The following is an 18,318-nucleotide window of genomic DNA, read 5'->3' on the forward strand; positions in this document are numbered from 1 at the left end:
GTCCCTTTCGGAGGCGACCTTTCCAAAAGCTGTAACTGTCTTGATTAATCATAAGCCCCGAAACCCCCGGATGAGCTGGGCTCCGCGTTCCGGCCGCCAATCCAGTTCCTGCCTCTGCATCATGCCGAAATAATCGTGGTTCGCGGACTCAGCGACTACTATCGCGGGCCGCGCGGTCGTCAGGGATCGATCTGACGCTCTTCGGCGGCGACATCCTTGGCCTGCTTGGCGCCAACGGCTCGGCAAACCGACCTTGCTCAGGGCAATCACGGGCCGATGCAAGCGCTGTTACGGTCAGCTTGCGTCTAGCATTCGCGATCGATCGATCCAATCCGCCGAGCGGAGCTTGCTGTATTTTCGACTTCCCCAACCCTGCGCTGAGCTCAGCGACTCGGCCCCGGACTCGCGGCGTTCTTAGCCTGATCCACCAGTCGAGCAGCCTTTGCCGCCAAATGCGCTCGGCGGGTTGGCCCTTCTTCCGGTTCAGGCATCTCCAAAAATAGGAATCCTCCCCGTCTCAATTCGTCCTTGACTTTTTTGTTCCCTATTTGTTCACTGCGACCACAGTCGAAGAATGAACGTGCACAACGGCCCTCTCAAGGTGCGACTTGATATCGCTCACTGCACCGCCCGTATGCACGCATGGTGGACCGCGGTGGTAACGATGTACTTGGAGGCCGAGGCCAAAGCCAAAGCCGAGATGCACTCTGAAGCTGAGAAGCTCATCGTCCGCTACGATGGCCCGTTTGAGATCGTGAAGGCGCTAATGGCTTACAACTGCGAGCTAGAGACACAGATACTCGCCTCAGCCCGCAGGCATCCGGGGCGCAGTCTCCATTGGCTACGACGATGCGCCCTCTGTCGTGGCATGCCTGGCGTAAACTTGCGAACTGTTCCAGTCTCCCGCCTTACGGCTACATAGCGCGAATGAACGAAACGACATCTGAGGAAGCTTGTCTTGACGCACTTGCGGCGCTCCGCACGGCCGGGGAGGCCGGAGGACGAAGTTGCCCATAAACTGGCTGGATGCGACTTGGTATTACGATCCCTCGTGCGACCGTCGGCAGGTTGAATTGTTCCCGGTGTGACAGGAGTGCTTATTGGCCATGCATGACCTTATAGCGTTCATTCAAAGCAACTCTGCACTGGTGGCGGCTAACCCGCTGGCCTTTGCTACGTCTGCCGTATTGTTCGGCGGCGGTGGATTTGCCGTTGGGCGTTATTTCCTTGCGGAGCGTATTGCCAATCTGGAAAGTCGGATTGCGAGGCGCGACGAGGAGATCACAAACCTGAAGGCCAAGCAGAAAGCACCGGAGCCGGAAAACCATGTGCCTCTATTCGAGATGACAGAAATTCTTCCCCCTGCGCCGCCCAACTTCAACCGGCTGTTGGTCCAGCGGAAAGATACCCACCTTCAAACAATTTACTCTCCCAACAGAACGCACCCAGGCTGATCGTAGTCACGGCCTTCGACCGTCATGAGACCGGTGACCTCCAACCCGTCGACCGGCAGAGCAGACGACTGGACAGAGCGATGGTGTTGCGAGGAGACTGGTGGGCAAGCATGCTGGCGTCATTGCGCGGTCGCGAGGGTAACCCTTCGGTGGGTGAGTATGGCGAGTCGACAACTACTCTGTTTGTGGGTGTCGACGTGCCGGACATGGAATAGCGTTCGCTTGGCCTGGGAGCATGCATGAGGACATGGTTTCATCCTTGGCAGCTACTTTGAATGCGTTCCGGGATTTTCGGGGTTGGCATTCGTCGGCGACTGCAGCGATGCAAACGCGAATCGCGCAATCCACCTGCTTTGGAATGCGGGACAACGAAAAAGATCAGGCAGGAATGCCAACCCCTACTCCACGATCTTCCAGTATGAGTCCTTGCGGATCACCTTTCCGTCACGAAATGTGTAGAAGTCGCAACCTTGAACTTCGTTTCTAACGCCCTCGCGGGTGGTGCCGGTTAGGGTCCATTTCGACATGCCGGTGTTGGCAGCCTCGTCCGCAAAGTGCTGCCCATTGCCGTAATGCACATCGGGCAAACCCTCAAAGCGTGTGGCAAGCGCGTCTCGTACGCTGCGCTTGCCCTCGCAGCGCGTTCCCCAAGGCTCGGTCCCCCTCGGCATCTCCAGAACGCAGTCGTCGGCAAAGTACGCCATAATCCGCTCGAGATCGTGCGCGTTGAAGGCCTCGCATAGCTCCGTCAATGTGGCTCGAATGTCCATTCGCAAACGCCTCCTCGAATTCGAAATAGGTCACTGGCGGCGGATCCGGTCAAGTGTCCAGCCAAACTCCCTGGCCATCACCACGATGGAGCGCGGCTTCCGCCACTCATCCCTTCTTGGCGAACGCCCAGACCATCAGCGGGTATTCCTCGTCGTTGCTGAGATCGCGCCACAGGCCGTAGGCGCGAACGGGGCCGCCGATATGGGCCCTGGCGCAGGCCTTGTTGCCCCAGCTGTGGACTTTGACATTGGCTTCCGCGAAGCCGCCCTCAACCATCAGCTGTTTGAGGCCTGCGGGCGTCCATCTGTTGTAGTCGTGCGGCCTGGCGTGCACGCGAAACAGGAAGGGCGTCGCAACCATCGCCCAACCGCCGGGTCGGGTCATGGCGTGGATGTTTTCCACCGCTGCATGCGGACGCTGCACATGTTCAAGCACCTGGTCGGCGATGACGATCGAATACTGCTCGTCGGTGCGGTCCCTGCAGATGTCGAAGCCGGGGAAATCGACAGAGCGGTAGTTGGGGCACATCGCCCGCCAATAGCGGTTCCAGCCGGGCGAGATCTCGATCACGTCGGCGGCCTTGCGGTTGCCGGCTTCGAGAAACAGCGTGAATGCCTCGATCTGGCGGATGCGCAGCCAGTTGCGGGAATCATAACCGATGAGCCGTTTTACGGCGCGTTTGCTTTGGCTTTTCAGGGCGGCAAGGCTTGTCGTCACATCGACCTCCTCCAAACCCGCCGCGAGGATCAGTCTAGCCCAAAGAAGTGGGCAAAAAATGACATCGATATACGCCGCTCCTCGAAGCGGCGCTGACTGAGTTAAGACGGGGCCGCCGATAACCGCTTAGTAATCGCCGTTGTAATAGCGGTCGTCGCAAGGGGCGGTGTAGATGCGGCCGCTGCGCTCCTGATACCGGCACATCTGTTCGCCGCGACGCTGTGGAGTGGTGGAGCTGCCTACAACCGCGCCCAGCAAAGCGCCTGCGCCCGCACCGATAAGCGTGCTTTCGGTGTTGCCGCCGATGGCCTGGCCGACGAGGGCACCGCCGGCGCCGCCGATCAGCGCCCCGGTTCCAGCCCGCTGCTGGCCTTCAGTCTGCGCGCAGCCTGCCAGTGCTGCGGTCATCAGCACGGCGGCGATGGCTTTATGAATGTTCATTTGAGGTCTCCCTTGAGGGCTGAAATCCCTATGGCTGGCCACGTGCGGTCGCATTGCGGCGGAACGGGGGCGGGAGGTCTCACGATGTAAGACATGGTTTCTCGCTCGTTGAACGATATGGTTTTTCAATTCGAAAATAAATCTGGGTCCCGTAGCAGCCATTCGACATAAACTGTCTGCAAATTGGTAACTAAACGGCAGGGCAGTCTCAGTAAACTGTCGCAGAAACTTCGTGCCGGCGCGAAAACGATGGGCAAAGATCCAGGCGTTCCCAAGGCTTCCTCGTTTAAGCCAAGAATCCGCGCGGCGCAGTATGTCCGGAGGTCGACCGACCTCCAGACCTATTCCATAGAGAATCAGAAGGACGCGATCAGCGACTACGCTGATGTCATGGGTTACGACATTGTCGCCACCTACGAAGACGCGGGTAAAAGCGGTCTGAGGATTGGCGGCCGCCCTGGGCTGCAACGCCTGCTGGCCGACATTGAAGCAAGACGCGGGGATTTTGAAACCGTCATTGTCTACGACGTGAGCCGATGGGGCCGGTTTCAGAACATCGACGAAAGTGCCTCCTACGAATATCGATGCCAGATCGCAGGCGTACGAATTGAATATTGCGCGGAGCAATTCGTCAACGACGGCAGCATCGGGTCCGATGTGCTGAAGGCAATCAAGCGCAGCATGGCGGCGGATTATAGCCGGGTGCTCTCACAGAAGGTTTTCGTTGGCCAATGCCGATTGGTTAGAATGGGTTTTTGGCAAGGAGGCATTCCTGGCCTTGGCCTCAGGCGCCTGCAGCTTGATAAAGCGGGCCAACCAAAAGGCATCCTTGCTCGCTACGAATACAAGAACCTGCAGACGGACCGGATCGTTCTCGTGCCTGGACCGCCCGAGGAGATTGCTATTGTAAGGTTGATATTCGATCAGTTCGTGAGAGCGCGGAAAACACAGCTCGAGATAGCAAGGCTCCTCAACAAGCGTGGAATTGTCACGGATCTCAACAGGGCCTGGACGCGGGAATCGGTGAACCACATCATCGGCTGCGAGAAGTATATCGGCCACAACGTCTGGAACCGGCGGTCGGCAAAACTCAAGCTGAAATGGGTTTTCAATCCGCCGTCCCAATGGGTGCGCGCAGACAACGCTTTCGACGCCATTGTCGACCCAAAGATCTTCAGCCGGGCCCAAGCCAAAGTGAGAGCCCAATCTGTGCTCATGAGTAGAGAGCAGATGTTGGCTGCTCTATCCAAGCTTCTTGAAAAGCGAGGGAAGTTAACCCGCTCCATCATCGACGCGGCGCCGGAATGCCCGCCCGCCGCCCGATACAGGGCGCGTTTTGGCGATCTACTACGAACCTATGCCATGATTGCTCACACTCCGCGACGGGACTTCACGTGGTTCGACACCAACAAACACCTTCGAGCGATGCGGGCGGGCATCATTAGGGATCTGCTGACTGCAATTGAGAATGTGGGCGGACATGCTGTGCATGATGAAGAACACGACGTTATCCGTATTAACGGTGAGATGACGGTCGCTATGGCAACCTCCCGTTGCCAAGCCACTTGTTGTGGCTATCCTCGATGGGTAACAGGAATTGAGCGAAAACCTGAGCCCGACGTTTCCGTTTTAATACGGATGAATCCCGACAACCAGACAATCAGAGATTACCTAATCGCCGCCACAAACGAAATGAAATACCTGACGGCGGGTTTGACAGCGAACAATGGGGCAAAGCTCGACGCGTTTCTTTTTAAGTCGCTCAGGCCACTTGTCGCACTGGCTGAGCGCACCGCAATCCGGGAGTTGTGCTGATGGTTTCGGCCTTGGGTAATCAAACGTTGAAAAGCAGCCGAGGAAGGCACGTCAAGTTGGCGGGTGGAAAGCCGGACGAGCCGGTCGCTGCTTTCACCACCCCGCTTTTCCTGAAAACATACAAAGCTGAATGTAAGAGGAAGCGCGCCTTCATTCGTGAGGGCGACCTGATGCGACGTAGGATCAGTAGGGTCGCCAAAATTCTTCGACCCTTGCTAGCAGACGAACAAATGCGCGACCTGCTTGTTGCGCAAAATCTCGCAACATTGCCACGAACGCTGGCCGCCAGAATTCTGCATGAGACATACGATCTGGCGACTTTCGAGGCTGATGATCGGACGCCGCCGAGTGGCGTCGGCCGAGGGGAGCTGATAGGGGGCATTGTTCCTGAGGTAATTGAACTGTTCCAGGATTGTTACCTGCCGCCTAAAATCTTTGGCGTGCTGCGAAAGCTAGCTCCCACTCGACAGCTTGAAGTCACCAAGCTCATGATCGCTATGAACAGGGTGACCTATAACTACGCAAAGATGGCCGTCGCCCTGAGTACACAATCGCAGTTGGCCGATTCATCGAATCCCGGATGGAAATTTGCCCGCCTCACCGATGCGCAATTGGCAGCGTTGAAAACCGAATTCGCAGATCTTAGCAGCCGCGTTCAAAATACACTGAGGCACTACGGAGCTTGGGCCCTAGAGCACATTTCGGCAGGACAGTATCTTAACCAACTGCTGGAAAACGTGAGCGTTGTCCGCTTCCTCGCGCGGAAATTTCCCGGGACCCTTTTTGAACTTCAGAAGCTTACAGAGCTAAGATCGGAAGATTTCAGCACATACAACGGTAGTCACAAGCCTTTGCAATCGCGGCTTCGCGTTATGGTGCACAACCACGACTCTGAAGGCTAGAGCGGTTTGCCGGCACGACGGCAACACCACAAATTGGTTTGAACCGGCGGCTTAGGCCGGCAAACCCTGCCGTGAAACCAAGGCCATCTGTGGCGCGGCTCCTGCCTGACTCTCTATCGGTGCTGCTTGCCGCCACAGAGGCGCCACCCACACTCCGGTTCTGTGTAAAATCGCTCGGTCGAGCAGATCAGCGGTCTAGCCGCTCGCATTCATCAAGTAGGCCACCAAGCTCGAGGCAGAGATCGACGCGGCCGAGGCTATTGGCGTTGTCATAAATCCCCATGCGGCGGTTGTAGGACGTGACGGTGTCTTTCAGCTGAGAAACACGACCGGCCTTATGACCGCTCGAATAAGCGAAACCAGCGATGCAAACACTTGCGGCATTGCAAGCGCGGCAGTCTTGGCGTTCATTGGTATTTTCGCCTCTCGAATCAACTTGGGGAGAATTCGTCCGTGGAAGACAGTTTGACTGAAATAGCGGCGCGGCTCCAGATGCTCTGGAAGGCTTGGGCTCCCACAATCGGCCTTGGCGTTGCCGCCGCCATCGGCATGATTTGGACCGTTTATCTGCCGATAATTGGGCTTCGCCATCTGCTCGGGTACAATTAGACCTATCGTCTTTCAAACCCACAGCCCAACTGATGGCCGAGCTGACTATCTACGGTCCTTGCTCCGGACAGCGAACTAGCGGGGACTCGGCCCCTGGGCCGCCAAGGCCGGCTGAATGCAACCCCAAAGAGCTAGCCTATGAGACCGTCCGGACCGAGATCGTCAAGATCAAAACTGCTATTGAGGCTCATCACGGAATTCAATTGGAGCGACTACGTCATCGCTGCAATTCTAGTTGCGGCAAATTATATTTTCATTTCTGCGGTCACCGGGACCTGGCCAATCGAATACGGATACATTCGGCTACTACTCGATTTTTAGCCGCACAGATCAGCACGCCCCGCCACCTTGTCCACAATTATGTCTTAGCCGATAAGGTCATTCCACCCGCAGTTGCGAGCAATTGGATCTTGTGCAACTCTTCAAGCTGGGGGACTGGGAAAATGTACTGGCGAAGTATGGTGTCTTCAGGGGCTTTGCTCCTCTTTTCAGCCTGCGCATCCGACTACTTGAACAACTATGACTCGGCGACGCTCGCGGCCGGCGATGCGAACCACGCCAACGTGCTTCTGCAGACGGTCGATCCGTTCAACCCAAACAGCAACAACACCCACATCGAAAGCGACGGGCAGCGGATAGCCGGCGTTGTTCAACGGTATCGCGGTACGACTTTGGCGCCGCCGGCATCTGGCGGCACGGTCGTGAATGTCGGCGATAGTGGCCAACATCCCTGCGATCGCCGAACCCAAACTGACAGCGCGGGAAAACCTTGCGGCGAGCGAGCTGCCGAGGCCAAGCCTGATGGTCGAACCGGCCACGAGACAGACTAGCGATGGCTCGCATTGGAAAATCCGCAAGACGAAGGAGGACCACCGTGCCGCTGCGGCTTGTCTTCGTCACGGTTGCTGCGGCAGCCGCCTTCGCCGCGCAGTTCGCGGTGCAGCACAGCGAAGGCGCCCCGGACCTCCACGTTTCGAACTGGAGCGGACGTACCCCGGAGCCGATCGCTGGCGTCGCCTCCATCATCGATGGCGATACGATCGAGATCCACGGGCAGCGGATCCGCTTCAACGGCATCGACGCTCCCGAGTCAGCCCAACAATGCGATGACGCAAAGGGCGTTCGCTACCGATGCGGCGCGAAGGCCGCGGCAGCGCTAGACAGGTTCCTGGCCGCCTCGAGGCCGGTCACATGCGCCTTCGTCGCATGGGACCGCTACAACCGCTTTGTAGGCGACTGCCATCGTGCCGATGGCACCAGCGTCGCCGTCTGGATGGTCGAGCACGGGCAGGCGCTCGACTGGCCCAAATACAGCCATGGCGCCTATGCAGCGCAGCAGGCGAAGGCCGAGGCGGCGAAGATCGGGCTGTGGGTTGGGAAGTTCCAAGCGCCGTGGGACTGGCGCGCTGCGCATGGAGACAACGCCCGGCCGGCGGTAAGCCAACCGCTCGGCATCATCAATCGCCAACAGGTAGCGCAAAGCTATTCCTGCCAGCCGCGGCGGAAATGCACGCAAATCAGCTCGTGCGACGAGGCTCAATGGTATCTCAGCAACTGCCCGTGGGGCGGCAAACTGGACCGCGATGGCGACGGGCAGGCGTGCGAGACGCTGTGTTAGGGTAAAAGGTATCGCTCGCCAGATTACCGGTAGGCCGCAAGCCAAGAGAGATCATAAGCTTGGCTCGACTTGTAGCCAGGTGAAAGAACGCTCTTAAGCTTGTCGGTGAAGGCGCTTACATCGAGGAAGTAGTTCGGAAACGCTTTCTTCAGGTCATTCACTTTGTTGACCTCTACGAGCACGGTATTTCGCTTTTGGCTGGTTCGCTCTTCCTCCACGTAGCGCGCTGCCCCCTTTTCGTAATTATAGAAGGGCTGAACATAAACCTCGCGCGTATCGTAGTCGAACTGCAGTAGGAAATACCGTGCATAGGTTTGGCCATAATTCTCTGTAAAGTTGATTGCCCGGTTGTAGGTCTCCAAAGTCGAGACCGCCTTAATCTGCTTCGAAAGATCGCGTATTTCTCTCCGGACGTCTTCGCGAGGCAAATCGGCAGTTGGTGCCAGTTCCCGATCCTCCTGATAGGCCAGTTCGGAGGACATCAGTTCAAAAAACCTGCGCCAATTGGCGTCGCCTTCGCCGCCCTTTATATTTTCGTGTCGGATCAAACCGACCGATTCAACGGCAGTCGCCCAGGCGTGCTGCAATCGGGTGCGAAGTTGCAACTCGACAGTTTGGCGGTTGAATATTTCTTCGTCACCGTTGCCGCAAAATTTTAGGATAATGTGATGGCTGCGATATCCGTCGCGCTTTGGGCGCAAAATATAATCATCTTCCGACTGGATCGAGTGCAGGGAGCCACCGTCACGATAAACAGCAACAAGCCGATCAACCTCTTTCATTGATCGCAATATCGCTCGGCAGCCGGCGATATCCTGCATTTGATAGAGAGTGATCGGTCGCTGGAGCTTTCGGCGGATTGAGGCCATACGCTTCAGTCGAGCGGCAGCAACAGCGTCCTTTTCGACGTGCTTTAACTTACGAGACAGTTCCATGCGTACCCGCAACAGCGGCAACATATGAGCATCTCGCCAACTGTGTGCGATGCCGAAAGCTTCGACGATATGAAGGCCGCGAACTTCTTGAATGGCTGGGATTGCCTCGCGAGTGAGGTTTTCGCGCAGTACCTTCCCGGCGTTTACAATCTCACTTTTTGAATACATCGGGTTGGCATGCTCAGCCGGTTACCTTTGCAAGAGATGCAACGATGTCTCTTGCAGGCAGGATCAAACGGCGATCCATCCCTTTGGTCTCCTGGAATTCAAACTTCTTGTAGAAACTCATCGCGTCATCGTCGATTGCGTGGACGATCACGCCGCGAAACGCGACGAGCTGCGCGGCTGAAACGACACTCATAAGGGCATTCTTGAGCAGCGCCGGACCTAGACCAACCCCCTGGTGCTCTTTTGTAACTGCTAGCCGCGCCAAGACAGCTACAGGCAGTTCTGCAGGCGCTTTAGATCCTTTCACGCCGCGCGAAACGTCAGTTCGATGGATCATGCCTGCGCAAAGCGAGTGGTAGCCGACGACATGATGGTGTTCATCGGCTACCACAAATGTGCGGGTATACCCCTGCGCCTGGTTGTAGAGGGCCATGTCTTTTAGCCACTCATCGAGTGGCGGCTTGCCGGAATCGAAGCCGTCAATTACGTGCTGCTCAGTGATCGGTGCCGGTTTGCGGTATGGCAAGCGTCAGTCCATCCATTCAACTTTGCTTTCGAACAGTTTGACCAACTGATCGCGAGCGGTGCCAGGAGCGGACAGCTTGTCACTTACCGCCTCAAAAACATCGGCGGACACGCCAATGAATCTCTGGTCGAGAAGCTCCTCTTGTGCCGTGTAGACGCTGGCCTCTGTCATGAACGCGGTTATGCTCTTGCCGCAGACTTCGGCCGCACGCGCAATAAGGTCATGAGCTTCGGGCTCTATACGAAGATTCACTGTTCTGGTTTTCTTTTGTGCGGACATATCATTCTCCATCCTCCCGCGCCCTCGCAACGCGAAAGGGACGCATGGTGGTACTCTCACAGTAGACAAATAGGGCTCTGTGTGGGCAATGTAAATACGTCCTTGCCAAAGCGCGAAAAAGGTGCTACGAAGCGCGTGCTTCTGTGCATAGCACTTGCTTCTTTGGCGCGTGCGAGATCCAAAATAAATTTACAATTCAGTCGATTTAATCACCCACAATAGCCTTCAGATGTCCGGCGCGAGGCGTCTGATGGTGTCGGCAACGTAGGACGGCGCCAAATGCGCATAGTGCTTCTCGGCCATTCGGGTGTCGCTGTGACCTAGCGCCTGGGCCACGATGATCAGCGGCGCGCCGTTCCGAACCATCGTGCTGGCGTAAGTGTGCCGCAGTTCGTGCAGCGTCACGGCTTGCACATTCGCAATCTTCAGAACGGCCTTCCATGATCGATTGTATGTGGACGGCGCCCAAGGTGCGCCGCTCTCCTGCCGAAGCAGGAATTCGCTAGCGCCACGATCGGCAGCGAGCCTTGCGAAGAGATCCGCACCTCCATCCGGCAATGGCACATGCCGCGGCTTCCCGCTTTTGCTTTCGGCGATGAACACCGACTTGTTCGCGACGTTATAGTCAGCCACCCGCAGTCGAGCCAGTTCACCGAACCGGGCGCCGGTCACCAACGCTGCTGATATGAGATCGCGTATCGCCCCATTGCTGGCGGCGACCAATGCCCGCTGCTCTTCTGGCGACAGAAACCGGATGCGCGCGGACGTGGTGCTCCTATACGGCTTGACCAGGCGCCACGCCGTGTCGTCGGCCGTCAGATGATTATGGAAAGCCCAATTCAGCGCGGCTTTCAAAATCGTTAGCGTGCGGTTGGCGGTGTCGCGCCGTCGGCGGATGACCTCGGGGTCCGACAGGTCGACGAGGATCTTGTTTGCCTCTTTGGCGCGTTTGGCCGTTCGAAGCCGCTTTTCGGCCGTAACCATGCCGTCCCGCCATGCGCGAATCTTTCCGATCGTCAGGTCGGCGACGCGCAGAGAGGCAAGCTTCGGCCGAATGTGGAGCGCCGCGCGCGACTTCGCGTCATCAACGGCCTTCATTCCTTCAGCCGACCGGGCTTCGAAATAGCGGTCCAGCGCGTCGTCGACGGTGAGGGACGGCGATGCGTCGGTACCGACCTTCAATCCCTTCACCCAGGCTCGAGCCGCATCCTTCGCTTGTTCATGGGTCAGCACCGTTTTGCCATCGGCCGGGAGCAGATCATCAGCTTTGCCCAGCCGCGTCTGCACTCGTTTGTTGTCCGGCGCCCGCGAGGCCGCCAGCCAGTTGCCGCCGCGCCCATAGCTGCCGCGGCCCCGCCGGTAGCCGATGCGTACCCCAGGACTGATGACTTCCCACTCTGGCGCGTCGGAAGCGGGGAGGGCGGCCCGGCTGGTCTTGCTGGAGAGCACACTTCGACGTTGAGCCATCGCTTCCACCTTTTCGTTGCCGAATTCGTTGCAACGAACCGGACAGCACACCTATGCACACGGGCGCATTGTAGCGGAAATAGCATATAAAAATCAAACGTGTACACATGTGCGTGGCTGTGCGCCACTGTCCATGAACTCGCCCTCTCACGGCGGGAACAGGGGTTCGATTCCCCTTGGGCGTACCAAGTTTTTCGACAACTTTGCAGGATGCCGTCGATTTCGTTTCTGAAGTCGCGGAGCCTCGATACTGTGGCGTCCGGGAAACCCGCTCTGCACAGGTAGCCGCAGCCTTAAAAAATGCCAGTGGCGCCAACCAGCCCGGCCTTTATTTCATTCGTCTGGCAAATGTTAACGGACGCGAAACCGAGAACCTTAACGTCCCCGCAACTCACGGCGAATATTAGTTTTCGCTTTAGTAGCTGTAGGAGGTTGAAATGCAGAAAATAGCTTATCGTTTCGCTTGGGACGAGTCTGGCGCGACCGCGATCGAGTATGGCTTGATCGCAGCTCTCATCGCGCTCGCGATCATCACCGGCGCCGGGGCGGTTGGCAATTCGCTCAACGGGATCTTCACGACCGTCGGCACTACGGTCAACAGCAGCGGCTCGTAAGTCGGTACATCAATTCGGTCGGCTATCGGCCGGATTCGCCGATCTCAGCCTCCAAAGCGCAGCGCGTACGTGCTTCCGATGCCGGGCATCGGAAGTGCGGACGGCGCACTTTCCATCAGTCGGCTTTATCCGTTGCGTCACCGCGTTCGTCGCTTCTGGCGCCGCGGAGCTGTTTGCATTAGCATCACATCATGGATCCTGGGGTACGGCTCCAGCGGCGCGCAGAACGCCGCGCTGTCCGTAAGGCCAGTTGATCCATGGGGGAGGAAGGCCAATGCAGAAGCTGCAATCGCAGGGCGTCCATCACATCACGCTGGTCGGCGCCGGGCGCCAGACCTCTATCGATTTCTGGGAAGGCGTGCTCGGCATGCCGTTCATCTTCGAACAGCCCAATCTCGACAAGCCGAGGGAAAGCCACCTCTATTTCGATCCCGGCGACGGCCGGCTGATCACTATCTTCACCGACGAGAGCCGGACGCCGGAGAAGCGGCGCACGCCGACCGATCCGGGCTGTGTTCACCACATCGCCTTTTCGGTGTCGCGCGTCACCTTCCTGCAGGCGGTCTCCCGGCTTGACGAGCGCGGCATCAAGCACAGCGGCGTCAAGGATCGCGGTTTCATGGATTCGATCTATTTCGAGGATCCGCTCGGCTTGCTGATCGAGTTGGCGTCCTACCGCTTCGAACCGCCGGCGGGCTTCACCCATGCGGATGTGCTGATGGAAGCGCACAGGCTGCGGGTCGGGCGCGGCGACTACAACATCGCCGAAGTGCATCTCGCCGATGCGATCCAGACGCTCGTAGAGCGTTCCCGTGCCACCCTGTCGGACGATCGGGCGCCGAAGAACCCATACTGAGCAGACCAGAGGGAGGAACAAGATGGCCAAGACAGCGACGAAGACTGCCGGGAAATCCGCGGCCAAAGCTGCCGCCAAGCCGGCGGCGAAAGCTGCGGCAAAGCCAAAAGCCAAGGCGGCCGCCAAGCCTGCCGTGAAGGCGACGGCAAATGCCGCGCCAAGGGCCAAGGCCAAGCCGGCCAAGAAGCCGACGCTGAAGCTCAGCATGCTGAAGCCCAGCGTCAACAACATGACCGTGCGGGTGTTTGCGCGCGCGGCGGGTTTCGACCACGCCGAGACCGATGCCTGGGGCCACACCCGTTCGCCGGAGTTCATGGCGCGAAATCCCGCCCATTTGACGCCGATGATCGAGGACAAGGGCCTGCCCAGAGGCGTGCTGTGGGAAAGCTGCGCCATCATGCAATATCTCGCCAACAAGCACGGGCTGGAGAAATTCAAGCGGGCGATGGTCGACAGTGCGATGTTCTACCTGATCGGCACGCTCTACCCCTATGTGGCGCGCGCCACCTATCCGGCGCTCGGCTTCCCGCACTATGCCGGCGAGGTCGGCCACAGCGACGCCCATCCCGACAAGAAGTCCGAAGCCCAGAAGGCGGCGATGGCGGCGATCGCCGAGCCGCTGGAGGTCTTCCACTCGTTCTTCAGGGACGGCAAGCCGTTCATCGGCGGCAAGCATCCGTCGATCGCCGATATCCGGCTGGCGGCGACGCTCGAATTTCTGGCCGTCATCGACTATGCCTTGCCCACATGGGCGAAGGACTATGTGGCGGCGATCGAGAAGAAGCTCGGCAAGGCCTATAGCGAGCCGGCCGGCGACGTGCGCGGTTATATCGCCCATGTGAAGTCCCAGGCCAAGGCCTGAGCTTAAGGGTTCGTTAACCAAAGCCCTGTCTACTGCAGGCAATTCGCTTTCGGCCCGCGACCACGGATGTACTGGCGCAGAACGTCGCAGCGATAGGAAAGGTCGGCGCAATGCCGGCCTTTTGCTTTTCGCACGCTTTGTTCGACGCAATTCCCAAGGGAAAAGCGTTATGCGCTTTTCCGGGAAAACCGTTTCACACTTAACCCGGCATTGCTTTATCGCCGGGCGCGATCGAGCAGCGATCAGACCGCGCAAGCCCAGTCAGGTGTCGCTTTTTCGGCGTCAAGTTTGCCGAGAGATATTGCCATTGCCGACGTTGGCCCTACCATCCATTGAGCGTCCCAGATGGACCGTGGTCAGGCGTGAGGGCTGGCGATGAAAAGCGTTGCGAGACGGATTGCGGTTGCGGGCGTGATGCTGGCGGGCGCTGTTCATGCGTCAAGTGCAGCTGAACTCAACACGATGGACGATGTCGGGGCCGCGATCCAGGCTTGCTGGACACCGCCGGCGGGAGCGGGAACCGCCAGCGTCACCTTGAGCTTCAGCTTCAAGCGGGACGGCACGCTGATCGGCCCACCGAGGCCGACAGCCATCAAGGTGGAAGGCGATGCCAAGGCGAAGAAGTCCTTTGTCGACGCCGCAACGACCGCCTTGCAGAATTGTCTGCCCCTGACCTTCTCAGCGAAACTGGCGCAAGGCATCGCCGGCAACGTGTTCACGTTGCAATTCGCCTCTCCCAAGTAGGCACCCGCCGCCGGCTCAATGGTGACTGCGCCTTGCCGCGGCATGCCGGGCAAGATCGGGCGTTTCGAAGACGTAGTCGTTCCAGGCCGATTCTGGAACCTGACCGGCCAGATAGCATTCCAGCAACAGGCTTTGTTCGGGATTGAGAGGCCTTGGCGCGCGCTGATCCAGCCCCAGCGAGTGAAACAGGTTTCTTGTCAGGTCCGAGACGGTGAAGTGGATCGACATCTGCGTTCTCCCTTTGGTCCTTCAACGCGGAAGACCGGGCAAAGGTTTCGAACGCCTGGCGATAATGGCGGTCCGTTTCGTTGCAGGTCCGCGGCGAGGGTCGGGCTTGCGCTTTCCTTCGAGGTTCGTCTCAATCTTGAAATAAAAATGTAATATCGAATTTACACGAGATGACATAATACAATAGACAAAAGCTTATTCGAGCTGAAGTTCTTGAGATAATTAGAGTTTACTCATATAGCTGAAGCTTGTGTAAGTTATGGACTGTAATTCCGGGTTCTCCGCAAAAAGGACCGAGTTGTCCGATGATCCGTTTCTGGCCTTCCATGATGGTCGCATTGATTTCGCTGGCGGCGGTTTTGTTCGGGACGCTTTCGTCCTACGCGGACAGCTGCGGCGCGATCAGAAGCCAGTTGCTTTCGGGTGGCCGCAGCAACGGGGCGAACCCGGAGCTTGCTCAACTGCGCCGGCAACTTGCAGCCATCCAGACTATCGAGAGACAGCGCCAGTGCACGGCGAAAAGTTCGCTTGGTGGTCTCTTCAACGCTTGCGCCGATCTCGCCAGGAGCCGCTCGGATGTGCAGCGCCGGATCGCTGCCGCCGGGAATTCAGGCCGCGACACGGCGGGTCTGCAAGCGCGCCTCGTGGCGCTTGGCTGCGCGCCTTCGGCAAAGCAACGGTCTGCGCGCGCCGCGCCCGGCACCCAATCGGCGAGCACCACGTTCGGCGGCAATGCGATGCTGTTTTGCGTGCGTCTGTCGGACGGGTATTTCTTCCCGGCGCCAAAGTCGCAATTCGCCGCCAGCGGTGATCTGAAGGAGACGGCCGATCAATGCCGTTACATCTGCGATGACCCCAGCGTCGACCTCTACACGTTGAGCGATGCCAGCCTCGAAACCGACCAGATGGTCGCGCTCGACACGCGCAAGCCTTATACCGAACTGCCGGCGGCCTTCAGATATCGCGATGATGCGAATTTCAAGGCATGCGACGTCAAGCGATACTACCAGCGGGTCACCGAACTGCGAGCCAGGACTGTGACGCCCGCCAACATGCGCAATGCCATTATTCCGCTGCCGACGGCGAAGCCGGATCTCGGCACGGTTGCGGCCGTCCCTGGAATCGATGCCGAAGCGCCAGGTGCCGCCCAGCACCTTTCGATCGAGGCCGGCAAGCGGTCGGTGCGCGTGGTCGGCCCGGCGTTTTTCCCGGCCGAATGATCGCCGGCTTCCCCAATTGGCGATCACCGGCTGCGGCGTGCCTGCTGCGATGCGGTTGCCTGATCCGGCTGGAACAGAGAGGCGCTCACGGCGTTGTGATCGACATCAGCCGGGAGAAACGCCGTGGCTACGTTCCGGGAAATGCGGGTGCTGGAGATCGTCGAAGATGACTCGCTGACCACCGAACAGAAAATCGCCGAACTGCGCGAGATCGAATCCGAGGCGCGTGGGCTGCAGCGGGCTGCCTCGGAGGGTCCGATGGACGACGATGACGGCTGGCAGGAAGATCTGCGTCAGGTTCGTCTTGCACTCGACAAGCTCGGTGCGAAGGAGCCGAAAAAGGGCGCTGCTTCACTGTGAGGCCAGGTCACCGAAGCTATCCGCGGATCGCGTCTTGATCGCATCCCATCCGAAAACCGGGTCCCGCTTTTAGGGACCCGCTCCGATCTAATCGCAGACCATGCGAGCTCTCTTGCCAGGCTCGCTGACGTTCCTGCAGGTCAGCGGTTTCGCTGGCGCCGATAGGGAAGCGGACGCAGGCAACCTCGTCTGGTGCCGTCTCGGTGCGGCATGGCTGACCTTGCGCTCGGAAAAACGCCGGTCCGGCTGCGGCGCCACAGGAAAAGCGCCGTTCTCGACCTCGGATTGCCCATAGTCGACATTCGGTGGCGGCCGATCCCAGAATCGCCGGACATCAAGCGGTCTCGGGATGACGACCGTGCCGTCATAACTGCGCGAGCAACCGCCGCCGAAAAGCAGCGCCAGCCCCATGAAAAAAGGCACAATCCGTCCAAGCATCAGCAATACCCCTGCCGTTGCTTATATAGCGGGTTCGACCCCGCCGACAACCGGGCGGAATGAAGCAGACCGCGCCGCGCAATCCTGTCCAACCGACCGTTAAGGTTAGCGGATCCTTAATGCTTCTCGGGCAGATTCCGCCGACGAACCGCGGAGGAGGGTTCGGCCTTGGTTTTCGGGGTGGGGACGGCATGGCGGAAGCGGACGAAACAATCGGCGCGCGCGGCAAGCGCGGGCCTCGCAGATCCACGGTGCATGGCGACGATGCCTCATCGTCCGCCTCTTGCATGGATTCGAACGATGCGCTTCGCCGACTCGTCGAAGCCGGTTCGGACTGGGTCTGGGAAACGGACGCCGAACTGCGCTTCTCCTGGCTTTCGCAAAATTACCAGGCCGCCACCGGCATCGATCCGGCAAACGTGCTTGGCCGGTTCCGCTTCGACTTCCTCAACCAGGTCCTGAACGGCGATCGCAGTGGCGCGGCGCATCTGGAGGATCTGCAGGCGCACCGGCCTTTTCGCGACTTCGTCTACGAGCTCAAGGCTGGCAGCGCCGACTGTCGCTGGGTTTTGACGTCAGGCTTTCCAAAGTTCGACGACGAAGGAAGATTTGCCGGCTATCGCGGCATCGGCCGCAACGTCACGGCTCTGGCCGGCGCCTTCAAAAATCTGGGGCGGGAACCATCGGGTGACGGCGAGCCCGACCAGCATCTGGCCGACCTCGAGCGGACGATGGACGCCATGCATATGGGCGTCGTGCTTCTCGATGCCAGGCTCGACACGCTGATCGTCAACAAGGCCTATCGCGACCTCTCGAGGATTCCGGACGGCGCTGTTGCCGTCGGCGCTCCGTTCAGCCTGTTGATGGAGCTCAACCGCCGCAGCGGCATCTATGGCGACATCGACGAACAGCAATGGCAGCGCTACCTCGCTACTCGCCTCGACGAGATTCGCGCCGGATCCGTCGCGCCGCGCGAATTTGTCCATGCCAACGGCAGGACGATGATGTTTTCGGTGACGGCGTTGTCCGGGGGCAAGCGGCTGCTGACCTACTATGAGGTCACCGAGATCAAGCAGCGCGATGCGGAGATCAAAAGCGCCAATGCCAGGAATGCCGAGACCTTCGCCAGTCTCCGCACAATGGTCGACCAGATGCCGATCGGTGTCCTCGTGCTCGACGCCGATATGCGCGCCGAGATCATCAACCGTGCTTTCTATGATTTCTGGCAGATCGACGCGCGGCGCGCCGAGATCGGCTGCAGCTTTCGCGATCTGATGGACGCCAGCCGCGACAT

Annotated in this window: 21 protein-coding genes; 12 read left to right on the top strand and 9 right to left on the bottom strand. The window is 58.8% G+C overall.

The annotated features are described in order from the left end of the window. Positions 1-1,106: 1,106 nt before the first annotated feature. Positions 1,107-1,454: a hypothetical protein gene (locus EN932_RS01580; RefSeq protein WP_164753625.1), complete on the top strand. Its 348-nt coding sequence runs from the start codon at positions 1,107-1,109 to the stop codon at positions 1,452-1,454. Positions 1,455-1,852: 398 nt separating this feature from the next. Here EN932_RS01580 and EN932_RS01590 read toward each other — a convergent pair whose 3' ends face one another. The 3 genes from EN932_RS01590 to EN932_RS01600 form a co-directional block, all read right to left on the bottom strand. Further along, positions 1,853-2,224, bottom strand: a complete 372-nt coding sequence (locus EN932_RS01590; protein WP_127384875.1) for a nuclear transport factor 2 family protein — start codon at positions 2,222-2,224, stop codon at positions 1,853-1,855. Positions 2,225-2,330: 106 nt separating this feature from the next. After that, on the bottom strand, positions 2,331-2,942 hold the full coding sequence (locus EN932_RS01595) for a methyltransferase domain-containing protein (protein ID WP_128368697.1): 612 nt from the start codon (positions 2,940-2,942) through the stop codon (positions 2,331-2,333). A gap of 126 nt (positions 2,943-3,068) precedes the next feature. After that, positions 3,069-3,383, bottom strand: coding sequence for a YMGG-like glycine zipper-containing protein (locus EN932_RS01600; RefSeq protein ID WP_127384873.1), 315 nt, complete (start codon positions 3,381-3,383; stop codon positions 3,069-3,071). A gap of 249 nt (positions 3,384-3,632) precedes the next feature. On the opposite strand from EN932_RS01600, the gene EN932_RS01605 reads away from it, so the two are divergent. Both EN932_RS01605 and EN932_RS01610 read left to right on the top strand, forming a co-directional pair. Further along, positions 3,633-5,198: a recombinase family protein gene (locus EN932_RS01605; RefSeq protein WP_127384872.1), complete on the top strand. Its 1,566-nt coding sequence runs from the start codon at positions 3,633-3,635 to the stop codon at positions 5,196-5,198. Further along, positions 5,198-6,100: a plasmid partitioning protein RepB C-terminal domain-containing protein gene (locus EN932_RS01610; protein ID WP_127384871.1), complete on the top strand. Its 903-nt coding sequence runs from the start codon at positions 5,198-5,200 to the stop codon at positions 6,098-6,100. Before EN932_RS01605 ends, EN932_RS01610 begins: the two co-directional genes overlap by 1 nt. Positions 6,101-6,412: 312 nt before the next feature. Here the strand turns inward: EN932_RS01610 and EN932_RS01615 are convergent, their stop codons facing one another. Further along, positions 6,413-6,691, bottom strand: coding sequence for a hypothetical protein (locus tag EN932_RS01615; RefSeq protein WP_128368698.1), 279 nt, complete (start codon positions 6,689-6,691; stop codon positions 6,413-6,415). A 461-nt stretch (positions 6,692-7,152) separates the two neighbouring features. On the opposite strand from EN932_RS01615, the gene EN932_RS01620 reads away from it, so the two are divergent. Together EN932_RS01620 and EN932_RS01625 are read left to right on the top strand one after the other, a co-directional pair. Continuing rightward, positions 7,153-7,539: a hypothetical protein gene (locus tag EN932_RS01620; RefSeq protein ID WP_127384869.1), complete on the top strand. Its 387-nt coding sequence runs from the start codon at positions 7,153-7,155 to the stop codon at positions 7,537-7,539. A gap of 44 nt (positions 7,540-7,583) precedes the next feature. Further along, entirely contained in the window at positions 7,584-8,327 is a 744-nt protein-coding gene (locus tag EN932_RS01625) for a thermonuclease family protein (RefSeq protein ID WP_245465032.1), read from the top strand. Between the two features lie 23 nt (positions 8,328-8,350). Here the strand turns inward: EN932_RS01625 and EN932_RS01630 are convergent, their stop codons facing one another. The 4 genes from EN932_RS01630 to EN932_RS01645 all read right to left on the bottom strand — a co-directional run bounded on the left by EN932_RS01630 (position 8,351) and on the right by EN932_RS01645 (position 11,702). Then, positions 8,351-9,430 (bottom strand): RelA/SpoT domain-containing protein, encoded by a 1,080-nt coding sequence (locus EN932_RS01630; protein WP_128368699.1) that lies wholly within the window; start codon positions 9,428-9,430, stop codon positions 8,351-8,353. 13 nt (positions 9,431-9,443) lie between these two features. Continuing rightward, complete coding sequence (locus EN932_RS01635) at positions 9,444-9,956, bottom strand: GNAT family N-acetyltransferase (protein ID WP_245483248.1); 513 nt, start codon at positions 9,954-9,956, stop codon at positions 9,444-9,446. Positions 9,957-9,959: 3 nt separating this feature from the next. Then, entirely contained in the window at positions 9,960-10,235 is a 276-nt protein-coding gene (locus EN932_RS01640) for a DUF1778 domain-containing protein (protein WP_164890416.1), read from the bottom strand. Positions 10,236-10,460: 225 nt separating this feature from the next. Beyond that, positions 10,461-11,702 carry a site-specific integrase gene (locus tag EN932_RS01645; RefSeq protein ID WP_128368701.1) on the bottom strand — a complete coding sequence of 414 codons (1,242 nt, stop codon included), beginning with the start codon at positions 11,700-11,702 and terminating at the stop codon, positions 10,461-10,463. A 437-nt stretch (positions 11,703-12,139) separates the two neighbouring features. Between EN932_RS01645 and EN932_RS01650 the strand changes: the two genes are divergently transcribed. From EN932_RS01650 to EN932_RS01665, 4 genes are all read left to right on the top strand, one after another. Beyond that, positions 12,140-12,316: a Flp family type IVb pilin gene (locus tag EN932_RS01650; protein WP_063169152.1), complete on the top strand. Its 177-nt coding sequence runs from the start codon at positions 12,140-12,142 to the stop codon at positions 12,314-12,316. Between the two features lie 274 nt (positions 12,317-12,590). Then, a complete protein-coding gene (locus tag EN932_RS01655; protein WP_013529260.1) occupies positions 12,591-13,172 on the top strand; it encodes a VOC family protein in 582 nt (193 codons plus the stop codon). A 22-nt stretch (positions 13,173-13,194) separates the two neighbouring features. Next, complete coding sequence (locus tag EN932_RS01660) at positions 13,195-14,034, top strand: glutathione S-transferase family protein (RefSeq protein WP_128368702.1); 840 nt, start codon at positions 13,195-13,197, stop codon at positions 14,032-14,034. Between the two features lie 414 nt (positions 14,035-14,448). Next, positions 14,449-14,778, top strand: coding sequence for a hypothetical protein (locus tag EN932_RS01665; RefSeq protein WP_224620216.1), 330 nt, complete (start codon positions 14,449-14,451; stop codon positions 14,776-14,778). A 15-nt stretch (positions 14,779-14,793) separates the two neighbouring features. Here the strand turns inward: EN932_RS01665 and EN932_RS01670 are convergent, their stop codons facing one another. Then, positions 14,794-15,006 carry a hypothetical protein gene (locus tag EN932_RS01670; protein ID WP_013529263.1) on the bottom strand — a complete coding sequence of 71 codons (213 nt, stop codon included), beginning with the start codon at positions 15,004-15,006 and terminating at the stop codon, positions 14,794-14,796. 305 nt (positions 15,007-15,311) lie between these two features. Here EN932_RS01670 and EN932_RS01675 point away from each other — a divergent pair, with 305 nt between their 5' ends. From EN932_RS01675 to EN932_RS01690, 3 genes are all read left to right on the top strand, one after another. Then, positions 15,312-16,226, top strand: a complete 915-nt coding sequence (locus EN932_RS01675; protein WP_024503001.1) for a DUF2865 domain-containing protein — start codon at positions 15,312-15,314, stop codon at positions 16,224-16,226. A gap of 123 nt (positions 16,227-16,349) precedes the next feature. Continuing rightward, the gene (locus EN932_RS01680) at positions 16,350-16,586 is read left to right on the top strand and encodes a hypothetical protein (protein ID WP_013529265.1); all 237 of its coding nucleotides are present in this window, start codon (positions 16,350-16,352) and stop codon (positions 16,584-16,586) included. A gap of 629 nt (positions 16,587-17,215) precedes the next feature. Beyond that, positions 17,216-18,318 (top strand): PAS-domain containing protein (locus EN932_RS01690; RefSeq protein WP_164890417.1); only part of this gene is annotated, 1,103 nt, incomplete at its 3' end.

This window comes from Mesorhizobium sp. M7A.F.Ca.US.002.01.1.1 (assembly GCF_004022955.1).
In the GTDB taxonomy this organism is placed as follows: Bacteria; Pseudomonadota; Alphaproteobacteria; order Rhizobiales; family Rhizobiaceae; genus Mesorhizobium; species Mesorhizobium ciceri.

Excerpts from the sequence above, each read along its gene's own strand:
- EN932_RS01650 (WP_063169152.1), top strand. The coding sequence starts at position 12,140 with ATGCAGAAAATAGCTTATCGTTTCGCTTGGGACGAGTCTGGCGCGACC.
- EN932_RS01640 (WP_164890416.1), bottom strand. The coding sequence starts at position 10,235 with ATGTCCGCACAAAAGAAAACCAGAACAGTGAATCTTCGTATAGAGCCC.
- EN932_RS01615 (WP_128368698.1), bottom strand. The coding sequence starts at position 6,691 with ATGGCGAAGCCCAATTATCGGCAGATAAACGGTCCAAATCATGCCGAT.
- EN932_RS01630 (WP_128368699.1), bottom strand. The coding sequence starts at position 9,430 with ATGTATTCAAAAAGTGAGATTGTAAACGCCGGGAAGGTACTGCGCGAA.
- EN932_RS01645 (WP_128368701.1), bottom strand. The coding sequence starts at position 11,702 with ATGGCTCAACGTCGAAGTGTGCTCTCCAGCAAGACCAGCCGGGCCGCC.
- EN932_RS01605 (WP_127384872.1), top strand. The coding sequence starts at position 3,633 with ATGGGCAAAGATCCAGGCGTTCCCAAGGCTTCCTCGTTTAAGCCAAGA.
- EN932_RS01610 (WP_127384871.1), top strand. The coding sequence starts at position 5,198 with ATGGTTTCGGCCTTGGGTAATCAAACGTTGAAAAGCAGCCGAGGAAGG.
- EN932_RS01660 (WP_128368702.1), top strand. The coding sequence starts at position 13,195 with ATGGCCAAGACAGCGACGAAGACTGCCGGGAAATCCGCGGCCAAAGCT.
- EN932_RS01620 (WP_127384869.1), top strand. The coding sequence starts at position 7,153 with ATGTACTGGCGAAGTATGGTGTCTTCAGGGGCTTTGCTCCTCTTTTCA.
- EN932_RS01580 (WP_164753625.1), top strand. The coding sequence starts at position 1,107 with ATGCATGACCTTATAGCGTTCATTCAAAGCAACTCTGCACTGGTGGCG.
- EN932_RS01670 (WP_013529263.1), bottom strand. The coding sequence starts at position 15,006 with ATGTCGATCCACTTCACCGTCTCGGACCTGACAAGAAACCTGTTTCAC.
- EN932_RS01600 (WP_127384873.1), bottom strand. The coding sequence starts at position 3,383 with ATGAACATTCATAAAGCCATCGCCGCCGTGCTGATGACCGCAGCACTG.
- EN932_RS01665 (WP_224620216.1), top strand. The coding sequence starts at position 14,449 with ATGCTGGCGGGCGCTGTTCATGCGTCAAGTGCAGCTGAACTCAACACG.
- EN932_RS01655 (WP_013529260.1), top strand. The coding sequence starts at position 12,591 with ATGCAGAAGCTGCAATCGCAGGGCGTCCATCACATCACGCTGGTCGGC.
- EN932_RS01675 (WP_024503001.1), top strand. The coding sequence starts at position 15,312 with ATGATCCGTTTCTGGCCTTCCATGATGGTCGCATTGATTTCGCTGGCG.
- EN932_RS01590 (WP_127384875.1), bottom strand. The coding sequence starts at position 2,224 with ATGGACATTCGAGCCACATTGACGGAGCTATGCGAGGCCTTCAACGCG.